Raw genomic sequence first — 17688 nt, forward strand, 5'->3', positions numbered from 1 at the left:
CTCCCAATTCGCGTTCATCCCCGAAGACATGCAAGCCGCCCCCCCAGCCCTGACCCTCGACCCCGACATCATCGAGGCCGCCGCCAACGCCGCCGCCTGGCCCTTCGAGGAGGCGCGCAAGCTCGTGGCGCGGCTGGAGAAATCCGGCAAGACGGAGGTGCTGTTCGAGACCGGCTACGGCCCCTCGGGCCTGCCGCATATCGGCACCTTCGGGGAGGTCGCCCGCACCTCCATGGTGCGCCACGCCTTCCGGGTGCTCACCCGCGACGCGGTGCCGACCCGGCTGATCGCCTTCTCGGACGACATGGACGGGCTGCGCAAGGTTCCGGACAACGTGCCGAACCGCGAGATGCTGGCCGGCCATCTCAACCAGCCGCTCACCCGCGTGCCGGACCCGTTCGGCACCCATGACAGCTTCGGGGCGCACAACAACGCCGAGCTGCGCCGCTTCCTCGACGCCTTCGGGTTCGCCTACGAGTTCCGATCGGCGACCGAATGCTACCGCTCGGGCGTGTTCGACGCGACGCTGCTGCGGGTGCTGGAGCGCTACGACGCCGTCATGGAGATCATGCTGCCGTCCCTGCGGGCCGAGCGCTCGGCGAGCTACTCCCCGTTCCTGCCGCTCCACCCGGTCACCGGCCACGTGATGCAGGTGCCGATCGAGGCGGTGAACGCCGGCAGCGGCACCATCGCGTGGCGCGATCCCGCCACGGGCGAGCGCTACGAGACCCCGGTGACCGGCGGCCACGCCAAGCTGCAATGGAAGCCCGACTGGGCGATGCGCTGGGTGGCGCTGGGCGTCGATTACGAGATGGCCGGCAAGGACCTGATCGATTCGGTCAAGCTCTCCGCCAAGATCGCCCGGGCGCTCGGCGGCGAGCCGCCGGAGGGCTTCAACTACGAGCTGTTCCTCGACGAGAAGGGCCAGAAGATCTCGAAGTCGAAGGGCAACGGCCTGACCATCGACGAGTGGCTCAAGTACGGCACGCCGGAATCGCTCGCCCTGTTCATGTACAACAAGCCGCGCGAGGCCAAGCGTCTGTTCTTCGACGTGATCCCCCGGCACGTCGACGAGTATATCGGCTTCCTCGACCGCTATGCCGGCCAGGACGCGAAGCTCCGCCTCGGCAACCCGGTCTGGCACCTGCACGCCGGCACCCCGCCGGAGCCCGAGACGGTCGAGGGCGCGAGCCTGACCTTCGCGATGCTGCTCAACCTCGCCGCGGTGGCCAACACCGAGGATCCGGCGGTGCTGTGGGGCTTCATCCGCCGCTACGCGCCGCAGACCGGGCCGGAGACCCATCCGGGCCTCGACCGGCTGGTCAAGCACGCGCTGAAATACTTCTCGGATTTCGTGCGGCCGGCCAAGACCTACCGGGCGCCGACCCCGGAGGAGCGGGCGGCCCTGGAGGATCTGTCGGAGACCCTCAGGGACCATGCCGGCTCCACCGATCCGGAGGCCCTGCAGGCGGCGGTCTACGAGGTGGGGCGGCGCCACTTCCCCGACACGTCCGGCAAGGCCAAGAGCCCGGACGGGCGGCCCGGCGTGTCGCAGGCGTGGTTCACGAGCCTCTACAACGTGCTGTTCGGCGAGGCGCGCGGACCCCGCTTCGGCTCCTTCGTGGCCCTCTACGGCGTGGCGGAGACCCGGAGCCTGATCGAGGCGGCCCTCTCGGGCGCGCTGGTGGCCGAGCACGAAGCCTTCGTGGCCGGCACGGCCAAGGTCGCGTGAGCAAGGACCGCAGGAGGGCGTGATGGTCGTCGACAGCCTCGCCGCCCTGGAGGCGATCTACACCGCGCCCCCGGCGGCCGCCTCCACCGCCAAGGTGGCGGATTCGGTCACGCCGGACTACGCGGCGCTGATCGAGGCCTCGCCCTTCGCGGTGCTGGCGACGAGCGGCCCGGAAGGGCTCGATTGCAGCCCCCGCGGGGACCAGCCGGGCTTCGTGCGGGTCGCCGATCCGCGCACGCTGATCCTGCCCGACCGGCGCGGCAACAACCGGATCGACTCGCTCCGCAACATCGTGCGCGATCCGCGGGTGGCGCTGCTGTTCCTGATCCCGGGCTCGGGCACGACGCTCCGGGTGAACGGGCGGGCGGTGATCTCGGCCGATCCGGATCTCCTGGCCACGTTCCGGGTCGACGGCCACGCGCCGCGCACCGCAATCGTGATCACGGTCGCGGAGATCTACTTCCAGTGCGCCCGGGCGATCATCCGGGCCAAGCTGTGGGATCCGGATGCCCGCGTCGATCCGGCGAGCCTGCCGACGCCCGGGTCGATCCTCGCGGCGCTCACCGCAGGCGCGGTCGGCGGCCAGCGCTACGACGCGGAATGGCCGGAGCGGGCGGCCAAGACGATGTGGTGAGGGACGAGTCTGGGCGCCGGCCTGTCCGACCCGCTTCCGCATCCGCATCCTGAGGGGGGAGACGTTTCGGGCACCAGCCGGCGGGCCGCTCCGGGATCCCTCACCCCACCAGCGCGAGATCCTGCGTCTCGGTATCGGGGATGACGTCGACCTCGACCTTGAGGCGCTGCTTGCCCGAGCCGCTGACGATGCCGTCCACGGGGGCCACGTCGCCGTAGTCGCGGCCGCGGGCCACCACGATGTGGTCGTCCTGCACCGGCACGCCGTTGGTCGGGTCGAGGCCGAGCCAGCCGTCCCCGCACCAGACCGCCACCCAGGCATGGCTCGCATCCGCCCCGCGCAGGCGCGGGCGGCCCGGCGGCGGCACGGTGCGCAGGTAGCCGCTGATATAGGCCGCCGGCAGGCCCATGCCGCGCAGGGCCGCGATCATCACGTGGGCGAAATCCTGGCAGACCCCGGCCCGGAGCGCGAAGGATTCGGCGAGCGGCGTGGAGACGGTGGTGGCCTTGGCATCGAAGCGGAAGTCCCGGCCGATCCGCAGCATCAGGTCGTGGGCCGCCCCGTAGGCGCTGCGGCCGGCGAAGAAGCTCGGCCGGGCATAGTCGGTGATCGCGGGCAGCAGCGGCACCCGGCCGCTCGGGAACAGGAAATGCACCGGCGCCCGGCCGGCGAGGTCGCGCCCGGCCACCACGGCGTCGCGGACCCGCTCCCAGGCCATGCCGGATTCCGGCGGCGGCGGGGCCGGGCGCTCGACCCGCACGGTGGAGAGCGCCTCGACGCTGAAGGTGGTGTGCGGCGCCTCCAGGGTGATCGCCACGGCCTCGATCCCGAAATAGTCGCGCCGCATCACCGCGCGGGCCGGGCTCGGGTCGATCGTGACGGCGCTCGCCAGCACGCTCTGGCCCTCGCCCTCCTGCGGCTTGAGCCGCAGGGTGCAGCGGGCGAAGTGGACCGGCCGCCCGTAGCGGTAGGTGGTGCGGTGGCGCAGCGTGTAGATCACGCCAGCCCCGTCAGCTTCTCGGGGCGCAGCGCGTTCGGCCCGGTGGGGAAGTAGCGGGCCGCGATGCCGTCGGCCAGCCGCTCCAGGTCGGTCGCGAGCGCGGTGAGGCGCACGGCGTCGAAATCCGCGGCCTCGCCGCTGCGCAGCTCCGCCAGGATCCGGGTGGCGAGACGGCAATGGGGCTCGGGGATGCCGTCCGCGGCCAGCGCCGGCAGGTCGGCGAGGTGCCGGGTGATCGCCTCGGCCTGGAAGGCGATCGAGCGCGGGTTGTAGGGGTCGAGCAGCACCATGTCGCGGACCGGATCGAGGGCCGCCCCCTGCAGGTAGCGCCGCCCGTAGCTGATCTGCGAATCGCACAGCGACAGCATCACCCCGAGGCAGCCGGGCGTCGCCTCGTCGTTGGCGAAGGCGAGCGCGAAGGCGCCGGTGTTGATCGCCCGCTCGATGCGCCGGCCGAGCTCGATGAAGTGCCAGCCCTCGGCGCGGCTCATGTTCTCGTGGGTGAGGCCGGCGAGCGCCGCGAGCTGGCTCAGGGCCCGCTCGGCGCGGCCGGCGAGCTGCGACTCGGTGAAGGCCCGCTCGGTGTTGAGGGACAGGAACTCGTTCAGGTCGGCCAGCACCCGCCACGCCTCGCCGGACAGGCGGGCGCGGAGCGCGGCGGCGTTGCGGCGGGCCGCGAGGATGTGGGACCGCGCCGAGCCCGGCCGATCGCGCCCGGCGAGCGCCTCCAGAGCGAGGCGGGCGGTGGGCAAGTCTGCCGCGCCGATGGCGCCCCACTCGTGCAGGAGGGCCCGGAGCGCCAGGGCCGCGGGCGTGTCGAGGGCGCCCGAGATGTCGGTCCCGACGGCGTCGCCGACGCTGCGCAGATGGGCGAGCACCAGCCGGATCACCGCCTCGCCGCGCTCCAGGTAGCGTCCGAGCCAGAACAGGCCGTCGGCGGCCCGGGCCGGGAGATGGCCGCCGACCCGCCGCACCCGCGGGGCCGCCTGCGTGCCGATCAGGGGCGCGGCGACCGGCTTCTCGGACAGCACCCAGACGTCGGCGGAGCGGATGCCGAGCCGCAGCTCGATCGGGTCGACGTCCTCGCGCTCGGAGACCCGGCAGAAGCCGCCGGGCATGACCTGCCAGCCGAGCGGCGTCCGCGTGGCGAAGACGCGGACCACGAAGGGGCGGGGGACCAGGACGAGGCCGTCCGGCCCGCGCTCCCAGCCCGGCATGGTCGAGAGCGGCGCGGCCTCCTGGGCGACGTAGTCGAAGGGCCGGTCGCGCAGGGCGGCGACGACCCGCTCCCGCTCGGCCGCCAGGACCGGGCCCGCGAGGATCGCGTCGCGCCCCGCCCCACGCTGGGGCGTGGCAGCCGGGCGCAGGGTCAGGCTGTCGAGGTTGGCCTGGGCGTGCGCCAAGCCCTCCAGGTCGCCGCACCACCACGTGCGCGGATGGCCGAGCCTTAGGGGCTCGCCGAGGACGCGCCGGGCGATGCCGTCGAGATAGGGGGCGAGCGCGGCCGACTCGACGAGGCCCGAGCCCGGCATGTTGGTCATCACCAGGGAGCCGTTGCGCAGGGCCTCGAGGATCCCGGGCACGCCGAGCCGCGAAGCCGGATTCAGCTCCAGGGGATCGAGGAAGTCGGAGTCGATCCGCCGCCACAGGGCGTCGGCCCGCTTCAGGCCCGAGACGGTGCGCACGTGCAGGCGGCCGTCCCGCATGACGAGGTCGTCGCCCTCCACCAGCATCAGGCCGAGATAGCGGGCCAGCGCCGCCTGCTCGACATAGGTGCTGCTGTAGGGGCCGGAGGTCAGCAGGCAGATCCGCGGGTCGACGCGCTCGGCCCCCAGCGCCAGGCCATCGCGAAAGGCCTGGAAGAAGGCCGGCAGGCGCTCGACGTGGAGGTCCTGGAAGAAGTCCGGGAAGGTCCGGGCCAGGACCATCCGGTTCTCCAGCGCCCAGCCGAGGCCCGAGGGGGCCTGCGTCCGGTCGGCCAGCACCTGCCACCGCCCGTCCGGGCCCCGGCCGAGATCGGCGGCGTAGAGCTTGAGGTAATGGCCGCCGGGGGGCGTGACGCCGTGGAGCGGGTGCAGGAACTCCGGCGTGCCGGCCACGATCGCGGCAGGCAGCAATCCCTCGGCGACCAGCCTACCATCCCCGTAGACGTCGGCGAGGATCGCCTCCATCAGCTCCGCGCGCTGGACGATCCCGGCGCTGAGGGCCGCCCACTCGGACCCCTCGATCACCAGGGGCAGGCAGCCCAGCGGCCAGGGATGCTCCCGCTGGTCGCCGGCGATGCGGAACGAGATGCCCGCGTCCCGGATGTGCCGCTCCGCCGCGACGAAGCGGGCCATGATCTCCGGCTCGGTGAGGCCGCCGAGACGGTCGAGCAGGCGCGGCCACGCCCCGCGCGGAGCGCCGTCCGGGCCCAGGAACTCGTCCGGCCGGCCGGGGGCGGGGCGGTAGCCCGCGCTCCAGCGGGCGACGCGCTCCCGCGGGCCCTCCGGCCGCTCGGCCCGGCCGCGGCTGCCCGCGAGCGCCGCCTCCATCACGGCCCCCCGGTCACTGCGGCTTGCGGATCCACACAGCGTGGACGGCGACGCGGCCGCAGAAGGGAGCGCGGGTCCCCTCTCCCGTGCGGGAGAGGGACAGGGTGAGGGGTCGGGTCTGCCCGAAAGGGGCGCGTCCTGCCGGCGCGTCGACCCTGAAGCCTCTCGTCCCTCACCCCAACCCTCTCCCGCACGGGAGAGGGGGCGCGTCGCGCTCTGTCGTCCGCGTCCGTGTCCGACCCAGATGTGTGGACATCGCGGATCATTGCGGGGCCGGCATCCGCAGGTCGAGGGTGAGGGGGAACTCGGCGCTCGATTCCGGCCGGGGCATGTCGATCCGGCCGGGGGTATGGCCGTGCGGCTGGAACCGGGCGAGGCGGCGCCCCTCCGCCTCGTAGGCGTTGACCGGATGGGTCTCGTAGTTGCGGCCGCCCGGATGGGCGACGTGGTAGCGGCAGCCGCCGAGCGAGCGCCCGTTCCAGGCATCGAGGATGTCGAAGGTGAGCGGCGAGTGGGCCGGGATCGTCGGATGCAGCGAGGAGGCCGGCTGCCACGCCTTGAAGCGCAGGCCCGCCACGGCCTCGCCGCCGCGGCCGGTGCCGGTCATGGGCAGCCGGCGGCCGTTGCAGGCGATGACGTGCCGCTCGGGCACGAAGCCCTCGACCTTGACCTGCAGCCGCTCGACCGAGCTGTCGACGAAGCGCACGGTGCCCCCGCTGGTCCCTTCCTCGCCCATCACGTGCCAGGGCTCCAGCGCCTGGCGCAGCTCCATCCGGACCCCGCCCTGCTCGACCGTGCCGAAGACCGGGAACCGGAACAGGGCCTGCGCCTCGAAGGCGACCGGATCGAAAGCGTACCCCGCCGCCCGGAGATCCTCCAGCACCGAGAGGAAGTCGGACCAGAGGAAATGCGGCAGCATGAACCGATCGTGGAGGTTCGTGCCCCAGCGGACACAGCCGCCGGTCTGCGGCTCCCGCCACAGCCAGGCCACGAGGGCGCGGAGCAGGAGCTGCTGCGCGAGGCTCATCCGGGCGTCCGGCGGCATCTCGAAGGCCCGGAACTCCAGCAGGCCGAGGCGCCCGGTGGGCCCGTCCGGCGAGTAGAGCTTGTCGATGCAGATCTCGGCCCGGTGGGTGTTGCCGGTGACGTCCACGAGGATGTTGCGGAACACCCGGTCGACGAGCCAGCGCGGGATGTTGGGCGCGTCGGGGGCGGGGATCTGGGCGAGCGCGATCTCCAGTTCGTAGAGCCCGTCGTGGCGCGCCTCGTCCATGCGGGGGGCCTGGCTCGTCGGGCCGATGTAGAGGCCCGAGAACAGGTACGAGAGCGCCGGGTGGCGCTGCCAGTAGAGCACGAGGCTCTTGAGCAGGTCGGGCCGGCGCAGGAACGGCGAATCGTCCGGCGTGACGCCGCCCATGACCACGTGGTTGCCGCCGCCGGTGCCGGTGTGGCGCCCGTCGGTCATGAATTTTTCCGCGCCGAGCCGGGTTTGCCTCGCCTCGGCATACAAGTCGGTGGTGATGGCGACCGCCTCCCGCCAGGAGGCGGCCGGGTGGACGTTCACCTCGATCACGCCCGGATCGGGGGTGACCTTGATCACGCCGATCCGCGGGTCGTAGGGCGGCTCGTAGCCTTCCAGCTGGATCGGCAGGTTCAGCTCGGCGGCGGCCGCCTCCAGGTGGCCGGCGAGTTCGAGATACTCGTCGGCGCGCTGCACCGGCGGCATGAACACCCGCACCACCCCGTCGCGGGGCTCGATCGAGAGCGCCGTGCGCACCGCGACGCCGGTGATCCCTGAACCGTTGACGGTGGTCGCGCCGGGACGCCCGTCGGTGAGGGGCGGGCGCGACTCCAGGGGGTCCTGCGGCTGGTAGTAGGGATAGTGCTCCGGCGGCACGTAGGGCAGGGACGACAGGGGCAGGCGGAAGCCCACCGGCGAGTCGCCCGGCACCAAGAAGGCGGCGCCGCGCCGGAAGTCCCAGGCTTCCGAGATCCAGACCCGGTCGGCGTCGCCGTCCCTGCCGGTGGGCAGGCTCGCCAGCGGCAGGACGTAGCCCGCGGCCTCAGCCAAGCCCCGCTCGTAGACCCGCTTGATCCGGGCGTCGAACTCCACGGAGCCGGACCGGGCCGCGGCGGGCGTGACGTTGACCGGCAGTTCGGCGGCCTTCTTCTCCCAGACCTCGCTGTCCTCGAAGGCCGGGATGACGTAGTCGGCGAGGCCGAGGCGGCGGGCCAGCGCGTCGGCGAGGGCCTTGGCCTGCGCGATCGTGGCTTCGCCCGCCTGGCCTGCGGCCGCCTCGGGGGCGATCAGGTCCGGATTCCGCCAGATCGGCTGGCCGTCCTTGCGCCAGTACAGGGCGAAGGCCCAGCGGGGCAGGCTCTCGCCGGGATACCACTTGCCCTGGCCGTAATGCAGCAGCCCCCCCGGGCCGAACCGGTCGCGCAGGCGCCGGATCAGCGTGTCGGCGAGCCCCCGCTTGGTCGGGCCGACCGCGGCGATGTTCCATTCGGGCGATTCGAAATCGTCCACCGAGACGAAGGTCGGCTCGCCGCCCATGGTCAGGCGCACGTCCTGCGCGGCGAGGTCGGCATCGATCCGCTCGCCGAGCGCGTCCATGGACGCCCAGACCGCGTCCGAGAACGGCTTGGTGATCCGCGGCGTCTCGGCGACGCGGGTGATGCTCATTGCGAAGCCGAACTCGGTCTTGGCCGGTTCGACCGCCCCCGAGATCGGCGCGGCCGAGCGGTAATGCGGCGTCGCCGCGAGCGGGATATGGCCCTCGCCGGTGAGCAGACCCGAGGTCGCGTCCATGCCGATCCAGCCGGCGCCCGGCAGGTAGACCTCGGCCCAGGCATGCAGGTCGGTGAAGTCCGACCCGGTGCCGGTGGGGCCGTCGACCGCGACGGTGTCGGGCACGAGCTGGATCAGGTAGCCGGAGACGAACCGGGCGGCGAACCCGATCCGGCGCAGCACCTGCACGAGCAGCCACGCCGAATCCCGGCAGGAGCCGCTCTTGAGGCGCAGGGTCTCGGCGGGCGTCTGGACGCCGGGCTCCATGCGCACGCCGTAGGCGGTCTCCCGGGCGATCTGGGCGTTGAGCGCCACCAGGAACTGCACGGTGCTGGGTTCCGCGGGGAGCCGGGCGAGCAGCGCCGCCATCTCGGGGCCATCCGCATCCACCGGCGCGCGGTAGGGGGCCAGCTCCTCGGCGAGGTCCGGGTCGTACGCGAAGGGGTGGGTCTGGGCGTAATCCTCGACGAAGAAGTCGAACGGGTTGATCACCGCCAGGTCGGCGGTGAGGTCGACCTCGATCTTCAGCTCGTCGGTCTTCTCCGGGAAGACGAGGCGGGCGAGCCAGTTGCCGCTCGGATCCTGCTGCCAGTTCAGGAAGTGGTTGGCGGGCGTCACCGTGAGCGCGTAGGCCGGAACCTTGGTGCGCGCGTGCGGGGCCGGGCGCAGGCGGATCACCTGGGGGCCCAGGCTGATCGGCCGGTCGTAGCGGTAATGCGTGACGTGGTGCAGGGCGGCTTTGATCGACACGATGGCTCCGTCTGAAGGATCGAATCCGGCCTCGGCGCCGGTTCCGGACGTCACGGCGGGTCGACCATCGCCCCCCACCGCGCGGTTATGCGACACGAACCGAGACACAAGCAATTTCCGTGCGGCGGCGCCCAGGCCTCCGAACCTCTGGCCGGAACTTTGCCGCCTGGCCCCGCTTTGACCGGCAGGTGGGCCGGGTGCCGGCCCGGGACCGCGCGATGAAGATCTTCCAGTGCCAGGCCTGCGACCAGCCGGTCACCTTCGAGGCGACCGCCTGCGAGAGCTGTGCGCGGCAGCTGGGCTATACGTGCGTGGTCCACGAGGTCTCGGCCCTGGAGCCGCAGGGGGCCTCGGCGCACCCGCTGATGGGCGGCGCGCAGGTCTTCCACGCCTACGCGGATCCCGGACGGCGCTACCGCCTGTGCAACAACGCCGTTTCGGAGGCCTGCAACTGGCTGGTGCCGGAGGACAGCCCCGACATCTACTGCACCGCCTGCCGCCACAACCGCGTTGTGCCGGACCTGTCGCAGACCTGGAACCTCACCCGCTGGCGCCAGATCGAGGCCGCCAAGCGCAGGCTGTTCTATTCGCTGCTGCGCCTGGACCTGCCGCTCGCCACCCGCGCCCAGTACACGGACGGGCTGGCCTTCGACTTCCTGGCCGATCCGTCCGAGAGCTTCTCCGGCGGAATGCCGGTGCTGACGGGGCACATCAACGGCCTGATCACCATGAACATCGCCGAGGCCGACGATGTCGAGCGGGAGCGCCGCCGGATCCTGTTCGGCGAGCATTACCGCACCCTGCTCGGCCATTTCCGGCACGAGATCGGGCATTACTTCTGGTACCTGCTGGTGATGAACAGCCCCACCATGGGGGCCTTCCGGGCGCTGTTCGGCGACGAGCGCCTGAACTACGTCCAGGCGCTGCAGAACCATTACGCGCGGGGCGCGCCCGCCGACTGGGACGAGGCCTACGTGTCGGCCTACGCCACGGCGCATCCCTGGGAGGACTTCGCCGAGACCTTCGCGCATTACCTGCACATCGTCGACACGGTGGAGACCGCCTCGACCTTCGAGCTGCACGTGCGCCCGCGCCTGCGCCACGGGCAGGCGGCACCGACCGTGATCGACTTCGACCCCTACAACACCCAGGATCTCGACCGGCTGATCGCGGCGTGGCTGCCGCTGACCTACGCGATCAATTCGCTCTCCCACAGCATGGGCCAGCCGGCGCTCTACCCGTTCAAGCTGACGCCGACGGTGATCGCCAAGCTCGCCTTCGTGCACGAGCGGATCTACGCCTCCCGCACCGGCATCCTGCCGGATGCCGGCGAGGCGGGCGCCGAGATGCTCCGGGCGGTGATCCTGGGCCTGCGCCAGAAGGTGCCTGCGCCGACGGTGTGAGGGCAGGGCGGACGGACGGGCGCCTCACGTCCCCCCGTGACGTTCCGCGAAGGCGCGGAACGCCGCCAGGGTCTCGGCGCTGACATGGTGCTCGATCCCCTCCGCGTCCCGCCGGGCGGTCTCGGGGCTCACCCCCAGCGCGCACAGGAAGCGTTCGACGATCCGGTGGCGCTCCCGCGCCTGGGCGGCGAGCCGGCGGCCGGCCTCGGTCAGGAACACGCCGCGATAGGGCCGCTGCTGGACGAACCCGTCCTCGCACAGACGCTTGAGCATCTTGGCGACGGTGGGCTGCGCCACGCCGAGGCGGGCCGCGATGTCCACTTGGCGCGCCTCGCCGCCGTCGCCGATCAGGTCGTCGATCAGCTCGACGTAATCCTCGACCAGCTCGGACCGCCGCGCCTCGCGGGCCTGCCGGAAGCTCTCCACGTGCCGCTCGGGATCGACCAGCGCGGTCTCGGGCGAGCCCGGCTCGGACGGTTCCTGCATCGGCTCTCCCTCTCGGCACGCACACGCCGCCCCGCCCCTGTCTAGCAAAAACCGGCGGCCGGAGGGGAGTCCCACGCGGCACGCGGAAAACCCCTTGAATCCCGCGGCCGCAGCCCTGAATATAGCCCGAGCTATATCTTTGAGGAGAGGGTGAGCATGGTGGCGCCGAACGCCGGGACGGCCCCCGGGGGCGCCCCGCCCGGGGCGATGAGCCGGCGGACGGAGAGCGCCATCCGCGACGTCCTCGAAGGGCGGGCGGGTGGACGGGGCCGGTTCCTGCTGTTCGCGGGTCCGGCCGTGACGGCGTCGATCGCCTACATGGACCCCGGCAACTTCGCCACCAACATCCAGGCCGGCGCCCGCTACGGCTACGGGCTGCTCTGGGTGGTGCTGCTCGCCAACTTCACGGCGATGCTGTTCCAGGCCCTGTCGGCCAAGCTCGGCATCGTGACCGGCAAGAACCTCGCCGAGCATTGCCGGGACGCGACGTCGCGGCCGGTGCGCCTCACCCTGTGGGGCATCAGCGAGGTCGCCGCGATGGCCACCGACCTCGCGGAGTTCCTCGGCGGCGCCATCGGCCTGTCGCTGCTCACCGGCATGCCGCTGATGGCCGGGATGGCGATCACCGCGATCGTCACCTACGCGATCCTGCTCCTGGAGCACGAGGGCTTCCGGCCCCTGGAGATCGCCATCGGGGCGATGGTCGGCACGATCGGCCTCTGCTACGCGATCGAGCTGCTGATCGCCCCGGTGGCCTGGGGCGAGGCCGCGAAGGGCCTCGTCACCCCGCGGATCCCGGACGCGGAGGCGCTCACCATCGCGGTGGGGATCATCGGCGCCACCGTGATGCCGCACGCCCTGTTCCTGCATTCCGGCCTGACCCAGGGGCGCGGCAGCCCGCGGAACGAGGCCGACCGGCGCCTTCTGGTGCGCTACTCCAACCGCGAGGTGGTGGTGGCGCTGCTGCTCGCGGGCCTCGTCAACATGGCGATGGTGATCATGGCGGCGGCGGCCTTCCATGCCGGCCACAGCGGGGTCGCCGAGATCGGCGAGGCCTACCGGACCCTGACGCCGCTGCTGGGCCCCGCGGCCGGGGCGGCCTTCCTGGTGTCGCTGCTCGCCTCCGGGATCTCCTCCTCGGTGGTGGGGACGCTCGCCGGCCAGCTGGTGATGCAGGGCTTCACCGGCTGGCGCATCCCGCTCCTCGTGCGCCGGCTCGTGACCATGCTGCCCGCCTTCGTGGTGGTGGCGATCGGCGTCGATCCGACCCGGGCGCTGGTCCTGTCCCAGGTGGTGCTGTCGCTGGCCCTGCCGGTGCCGATGGTGGCGCTGGTGGTGTTCACCCGCCGCCGGAGCGTGATGGGCCCCTTCGCCAACGGGCCGCTCACCCAGGCGGCGGCCGTCGCGGGGGCGGCCGTGGTGCTCGCCCTCAACATGGTCCTGCTGGCGGCGGCCTTCGGGATACCGGTGCCGGGGCTGGGGTAAGCCCGCGAGGCGGCCGGTCGATGTGATCGGCCGGCCCGGTTTTGCCCCTAGAACAGCGCGACGAGGGCGACGCCGGCGATCATCAGCACGCCGCCGAGGATGCGCCAGAGACTGGCGGGGTGGCGCTCGAAGCCGACCCACCCGAAATTGTCCAGCATGATCGATGTGGCGACCCCGGCCGTGACGAGGAGGCCCAGGAACGGGGCGGCCCCGATCTGGCGGGCCACGACGAACTGCGCCAGAATGATGCCTCCGCCCAGGACCCCGCCGAACCACGCCCACCAGGGCATCCCGAGGGCTTGCGCGGCCGTCGGCCAGGCGAGCCTCCCGGTGATGAGCCCCACCGCGAGGATGCAACTCGCGGTCCCGGCGGCGACCACGAGGCCGGCGACCAGCGATTCGGCCAGCCCCTTCGACAGCGTCCCGTTCTGTCCGGCCTGGACGGCGTTGGCCACGCCGGCCAGCAGCGCGAAACCGTAGAGGTACCACATGGCTGAGATCCCGCCCGGTCAAACCGATCCCTAGGGCAGCCCGGGCCGGACGTCCGTGTTCCTCGGCAGCCTCTGTGTCCGAACGCCGCGACGGCCCTCAGGGCCGCGCCCCTCGGAGGCCGGCGGAGGGGCGGCCCCTCACGTCGCCCGCACCACCACCTCCACGAGGTTGGTCCCTCCCGACCGGATCCCGGCCTCGATCGCCGGGGCGATGTCGGCGGCCCGGGTCACGCGCTGCGCGGGGACCCCCATCGAGGCGGCCAGGGCCGGAAAATCGATGCGCGGGTCGGTGAGGTCCATGGCGATGAAGCGGTTGGCCCGCACCGAGGCGTAGTGCGCCTGGCCCTTCATGAAGGTCTTGAGGATGTTGTACTCGGCGTTGTTGATCACCACGAAGGTGACCGGCAGCTTTTCGTGCGCGGCGGTCCAGAGGGCCTGGGGCGAGTACATGGCGGCCCCGTCACCCACGACGCAGACCACGGGCGCCCGGTCGAGCCCCAAGGAAAACCCCACCGCGGCCGGCATGCCCCAGCCGAGCACGCCGCCGCGCATCGCCGCGTATTGATGGGCCGACGGGCTGTCGAGGAAGGTGCGCAGGTGCGTGAGCGTCGCGGGCGCCTCGTCCACGATGGTGGTCTCGGCCCCGACCGCGCGGGCCACCTCCCGGGCGGCCACCAGGGGCGCGATCACCGGATCCTCGAAGGCCGCATCCGCCGCGGCGGCAAGCGTCGCCCGCCGCTCGGCCCGGGCGGTCACTGCCTGGGCGCGCAGCTGCGCGAAGGCCTCGGCCCGGTCGGCGAGGCGGGGGCGGAGCAGCGGCAGCAGGGCGTCCAGCGAGGCGCGGATGTCGCCCACGGTCGAGAGGCTCGTGGCATAGGTGCGCCCGAGGTCGCGCACGTCGGCCGAGAGCTGGAAGACCTGCACCCCCGGCGGCACCGCCGAGACCTCCGAGTAGAGCACGGTGATCAGCGACTTGCCGCCCAGCGCGAACACCGCGTCGTAGCGCCCGAGGATGGCGGCGATGGCGTCGGCCCGGGTCGGCAGGTTCCCGGCCCAGAGCGGGTGCGCGGTGGGGAAGGGGATGTGGGCCGGCCAGGACGAGCCGTAGACCGGCGCCGCCAGCAGGTCGGCCAATGACACCATCTGGGCCGAGGCGTCCGAGGCGTCGATCTCGTCGCCGGCGATCAGGGCGAGGCGGCCGGGCGCGATGGCGGCGAGCTTGTCCGCCAGCCGGTCGAGGGAACCCGCCACCGCCCGCTGGTCGATGGTCGAGGTCTCGCCCGCCGGTACGGCGCTCATCGCCTCCATCACGTCCATGGGCAGGGACAGGAAGACCGGGCCGGACGGGGCGGCGGCGGCATCGTGGAAGGCCCGGCGCAGCAGGATCGGGATCTGGTCCGGGCTCGTCACCTCCCGGGCCCACTTCATCACCGGGTCGGCGATGGCCACGAGGTCGCCCATCAGCAGCGGGTCGGTCAGCGCGTGGCGGAGATCCTGCTGCCCGGCGGTGACCACCAGCGGCGTGCCGGAGACCTGGGAATTCACGAGCCCGCCCATGGCGTGGCCGAGGCCGCCCGCCGTGTGCAGGTTGAGGAAGGCGGGCCGCCGGGCGCCCTGCGCGTAGCCGTCCGCCATCGCCACCGCGGTCGCCTCCTGCAGGGCGAGGATGTAGGCGATGTCCGGCGCCTCGGTGAGCGCGTCGATGAGCGGCAATTCGGTGGTGCCGGGATTGCCGAAGATGTAGCGCACCCCCTCCGAGCGCAGCACCTCCACCAGGAGGTCGGCGCCCCGGCGCCGGCCGGCGGTCTCCACGGTCTCGATCGACATGCCCTGTCCTCTCCGGCGGAATCAGCGGGAGGCTAAACCATGGGCGGGCCGGGGCAATGCCGCGGCTCCGCCCGCATCCCGAGAGCCGACCGAGAGCCGAACCGTCACGCCGATCGCGAAGAGGGTGCCGGAAGAGGGGGCCGGCGCCCGATGCGGCCCCCTTGCGGACGGCGTGCGGCGGGCCGCAACCGATCGGCAGCCTTTCTGGCGTAACCTGCCGTGGCCGGGATGCTCCCGCCCCCTCAGGCGCAGGCCTGAAGGTCCATGCCACCGACCAGGACGACACCCATGCGGATCGCGGCTCCCCTTGCGCTCCTGGCCACGCTGGGCCTCCCCGCCATCGCGCAGGCGCAAGGCTTGGAGCGCGGCGCCCAGGAGGGCGCCTCGCGCGGCGAGGAGATGGCGGGCCCCCTCGGGGCGATCGTCGGCGGCGCGATCGGTGCCGCCGTGGGCACGGCCAACGGCATCCTCGGCGTCGACCGGCGGGAGCGATTCCGCATCTACGCCCTCGGCGAGCGCCGCCCGTCCGTCGCCCTCGCGGGCCCCGTTCGGGTCGGAACCGTGCTACCGGAGGAGGGCGTCGTGTATTACGATGTCCCGCGCGAGTTCGCTTTGCCGGAGTACAGCTACACGATCGTCAACGGCCATCCGGTGCTCGTCGAGCCACGCACGCGCCGCATCGTGGAGGTGATCGACTGACGGTTCCCTCCCGGTGGGCGCGGCTGGCGCGGCTGAGGGATTCGGCGAGATGGCGCGGGCGATCCGCTGCGGAGGACACAGGTGGCCCAGACCGCGATCCTGTCGGCGCCCCCGGTGACGGGATGAGCGCGCGCAACACCGCAGAGGCCGATCGGAGACACTGGTTCTACGACAACCGGCTCTTGGTCTGCGCGTTCTGTCTGCTCGCGTTCGTGGTCATCTTCTGGCAGGTGAGCCGGTTCGAAGGCTTCCAGCCCATCTTCACCTGCGCCCGGGATCAGGACGTCGATCGCGGGCTGCTCTCCGCCGGGATGCGGGCGTGCATGAGCGACGCGACCTCGCAGGCCGCCCAGGCCCGCTGCATGCACGTCGTCTACGTGCTGGCCTGCACGGAGGAGCGCTGGCGCTGACGCCGCCGCGTCAGGGCGCGCCAAACGCTCCGACAGCCCCAGGCCGAGCGCCAGGGACGCCGCGGCCCGGGGGCATCGGCGAGACGGATCGCCGTGCGGGCGACGCGGTTGCGCAGGCGCCGGGCCCGCCAGAGGGCGCCGGCCTCCATCGCGGGGCCGCGGGCGTAGAGGCTGGCGCGCAGGCTGCGGGCGTCGCAGGCCGGCACCTGGACGCGGGCAGGCGGCCTCGAAGGCGTCGCCGATCACCACCGACCCGTCCCGCCTCATGACCGGACGGAACGGCGGCCCCATCGGAACCCCTATGCGGATCGAGCCCGCGGACGACGCGCATCATGTCCGCGACCATCGCGGTGTTCCGCGGTCTCCCCGCCTCGGGCCCGGGGCGGGGGCCGGGCGACGCTCAGGCGCGCAGCTGCGCCACGAAGGCCCGGATGAACGGCGGCAGCCCGTCGAGGTCGCGCAGGCACAGGGTCAGGTCGCGCCGCGCCCAGGAATCGGCGAGGGGCACCACCGCCAGGGCGAGGCCCTGGGCGGCGCGGGCGGCGGCGCTCTCGGGAAGGACCGCCAGCCCGACCCGTGCCTCGACGAGCCGGCAGACGGCGTCGAAGTCCCGCAGCTGCACCCGCAGGCGCATCGGCCGCCCCTCCCGCACCGCCTGGGCGACGAGGAACCGGCTGATGGCGCTGCGCCGGTCGAGGCCGACGAGGTCGTGGCCGAGCAGCTCGGCGAACGGGATCGTCCCGCGCGCCGCCAGGGGGTGATCCCGGGCCGCCACCAGCACGAACCGGTCCTCCCGGAACGGGAAGGTCCGCAGCGAGCCGGTATCCACCGTGCCGGACAGGATGCCGAGATCGGCCGCCCCCTCGGCCACCAGCCCGACGATCTCCTCGGAGGTGCGCTCGTCGATCTCGACGCCGATCCCGGGGTGATCGGCCAGGAAGGCCGAGAGCGCGTCCGGCAGGAACTCGGTCAGCGCGTTGGTGTTGGCCAGCACCCGGATCTGGCCGAAGGCGCTCCCCGAGAAGGCCGCCATCTCCTCGCGCAACCGCTCCACCCCGGCCAGGACCTCCCGGGCGTGGACGAGGAGGGCTCGCCCGGCCGGGGTCGGGCTGACGCCCTGCCGGCCCCGGGTCAGCAGCGCCGCGCCGAGGGACTCCTCCATCAGCCGGATCCGCGTCGAGGCGGCCGCCAGGGCGAGGTTCGCCCGTGCGGCCCCGTGGGTGATCGAGCCGGCCTCGACCACGTGCCGGAACAGGCCGAGATCGGTGAGATCGAACCGCATCATCGCGCAGGCGCCTCCCGACACGCCATCTGCACCGGCGCGGCCCGGGCAGCCCGGAACCGGCCCTGGCCCGGCCCTGGCCCGGCCCTGGCCCGGTCGCGCGTCGACGGCCCCGGCCGTCGCCGGGCCACGGTAGCGGCCGGCCGCCCGTCTGTCAGGAATTC

The 17688-nt window shown here is 72.9% G+C and carries 14 protein-coding genes; 6 read left to right on the forward strand and 8 right to left on the reverse strand.

What is annotated here, in order from left to right:
• Positions 1 to 28: 28 nt before the first annotated feature.
• Both ABC766_RS00945 and ABC766_RS00950 read left to right on the forward strand, forming a co-directional pair.
• Positions 29 to 1732 carry a lysine--tRNA ligase gene (locus ABC766_RS00945; protein ID WP_342142109.1) on the forward strand — a complete coding sequence of 568 codons (1704 nt, stop codon included), beginning with the start codon at positions 29 to 31 and terminating at the stop codon, positions 1730 to 1732.
• A gap of 22 nt (positions 1733 to 1754) precedes the next feature.
• Positions 1755 to 2366, forward strand: coding sequence for a pyridoxamine 5'-phosphate oxidase family protein (locus ABC766_RS00950; RefSeq protein WP_043379707.1), 612 nt, complete (start codon positions 1755 to 1757; stop codon positions 2364 to 2366).
• 100 nt (positions 2367 to 2466) lie between these two features.
• Here ABC766_RS00950 and ABC766_RS00955 read toward each other — a convergent pair whose 3' ends face one another.
• The 3 genes from ABC766_RS00955 to ABC766_RS00965 all read right to left on the reverse strand — a co-directional run bounded on the left by ABC766_RS00955 (position 2467) and on the right by ABC766_RS00965 (position 9441).
• A complete protein-coding gene (locus ABC766_RS00955) occupies positions 2467 to 3366 on the reverse strand; it encodes a transglutaminase family protein (RefSeq protein ID WP_345820672.1) in 900 nt (299 codons plus the stop codon).
• Positions 3363 to 5900: a circularly permuted type 2 ATP-grasp protein gene (locus ABC766_RS00960; protein ID WP_043357961.1), complete on the reverse strand. Its 2538-nt coding sequence runs from the start codon at positions 5898 to 5900 to the stop codon at positions 3363 to 3365. Before ABC766_RS00960 ends, ABC766_RS00955 begins: the two co-directional genes overlap by 4 nt.
• Before the next feature lie 262 nt (positions 5901 to 6162).
• The gene (locus ABC766_RS00965; protein WP_345820673.1) at positions 6163 to 9441 is read right to left on the reverse strand and encodes a transglutaminase family protein; all 3279 of its coding nucleotides are present in this window, start codon (positions 9439 to 9441) and stop codon (positions 6163 to 6165) included.
• Positions 9442 to 9659: 218 nt separating this feature from the next.
• On the opposite strand from ABC766_RS00965, the gene ABC766_RS00970 reads away from it, so the two are divergent.
• Positions 9660 to 10844, forward strand: coding sequence for a zinc-binding metallopeptidase family protein (locus tag ABC766_RS00970; RefSeq protein ID WP_043379837.1), 1185 nt, complete (start codon positions 9660 to 9662; stop codon positions 10842 to 10844).
• A gap of 24 nt (positions 10845 to 10868) precedes the next feature.
• Here the strand turns inward: ABC766_RS00970 and mntR are convergent, their stop codons facing one another.
• Positions 10869 to 11330, reverse strand: coding sequence for a manganese-binding transcriptional regulator MntR (gene mntR, locus ABC766_RS00975; protein WP_053608232.1), 462 nt, complete (start codon positions 11328 to 11330; stop codon positions 10869 to 10871).
• A 156-nt stretch (positions 11331 to 11486) separates the two neighbouring features.
• Between mntR and ABC766_RS00980 the strand changes: the two genes are divergently transcribed.
• Positions 11487 to 12815, forward strand: a complete 1329-nt coding sequence (locus ABC766_RS00980; RefSeq protein WP_043357949.1) for an Nramp family divalent metal transporter — start codon at positions 11487 to 11489, stop codon at positions 12813 to 12815.
• Between the two features lie 47 nt (positions 12816 to 12862).
• Here ABC766_RS00980 and ABC766_RS00985 read toward each other — a convergent pair whose 3' ends face one another.
• Complete coding sequence (locus ABC766_RS00985; RefSeq protein WP_043756769.1) at positions 12863 to 13306, reverse strand: DMT family transporter; 444 nt, start codon at positions 13304 to 13306, stop codon at positions 12863 to 12865.
• Between the two features lie 138 nt (positions 13307 to 13444).
• Complete coding sequence (locus tag ABC766_RS00990; RefSeq protein WP_053608230.1) at positions 13445 to 15133, reverse strand: thiamine pyrophosphate-binding protein; 1689 nt, start codon at positions 15131 to 15133, stop codon at positions 13445 to 13447.
• Between the two features lie 288 nt (positions 15134 to 15421).
• Here ABC766_RS00990 and ABC766_RS00995 point away from each other — a divergent pair, with 288 nt between their 5' ends.
• Positions 15422 to 15832 (forward strand): DUF1236 domain-containing protein, encoded by a 411-nt coding sequence (locus tag ABC766_RS00995; protein WP_043356963.1) that lies wholly within the window; start codon positions 15422 to 15424, stop codon positions 15830 to 15832.
• A 122-nt stretch (positions 15833 to 15954) separates the two neighbouring features.
• The gene (locus ABC766_RS01000) at positions 15955 to 16242 is read left to right on the forward strand and encodes a hypothetical protein (RefSeq protein ID WP_043356965.1); all 288 of its coding nucleotides are present in this window, start codon (positions 15955 to 15957) and stop codon (positions 16240 to 16242) included.
• Here ABC766_RS01000 and ABC766_RS01005 read toward each other — a convergent pair.
• The gene (locus ABC766_RS01005) at positions 16206 to 16448 is read right to left on the reverse strand and encodes a hypothetical protein (protein ID WP_345820683.1); all 243 of its coding nucleotides are present in this window, start codon (positions 16446 to 16448) and stop codon (positions 16206 to 16208) included. The two genes, ABC766_RS01000 and ABC766_RS01005, sit on opposite strands and share 37 nt — an antisense overlap.
• A gap of 194 nt (positions 16449 to 16642) precedes the next feature.
• Positions 16643 to 17527: a LysR substrate-binding domain-containing protein gene (locus tag ABC766_RS01010; protein ID WP_081948571.1), complete on the reverse strand. Its 885-nt coding sequence runs from the start codon at positions 17525 to 17527 to the stop codon at positions 16643 to 16645.
• Between the last annotated feature and the right edge of the window lie 161 nt (positions 17528 to 17688).

The organism is Methylobacterium fujisawaense (assembly GCF_039619325.1).
GTDB lineage: Bacteria > Pseudomonadota > Alphaproteobacteria > Rhizobiales > Beijerinckiaceae > Methylobacterium > Methylobacterium fujisawaense.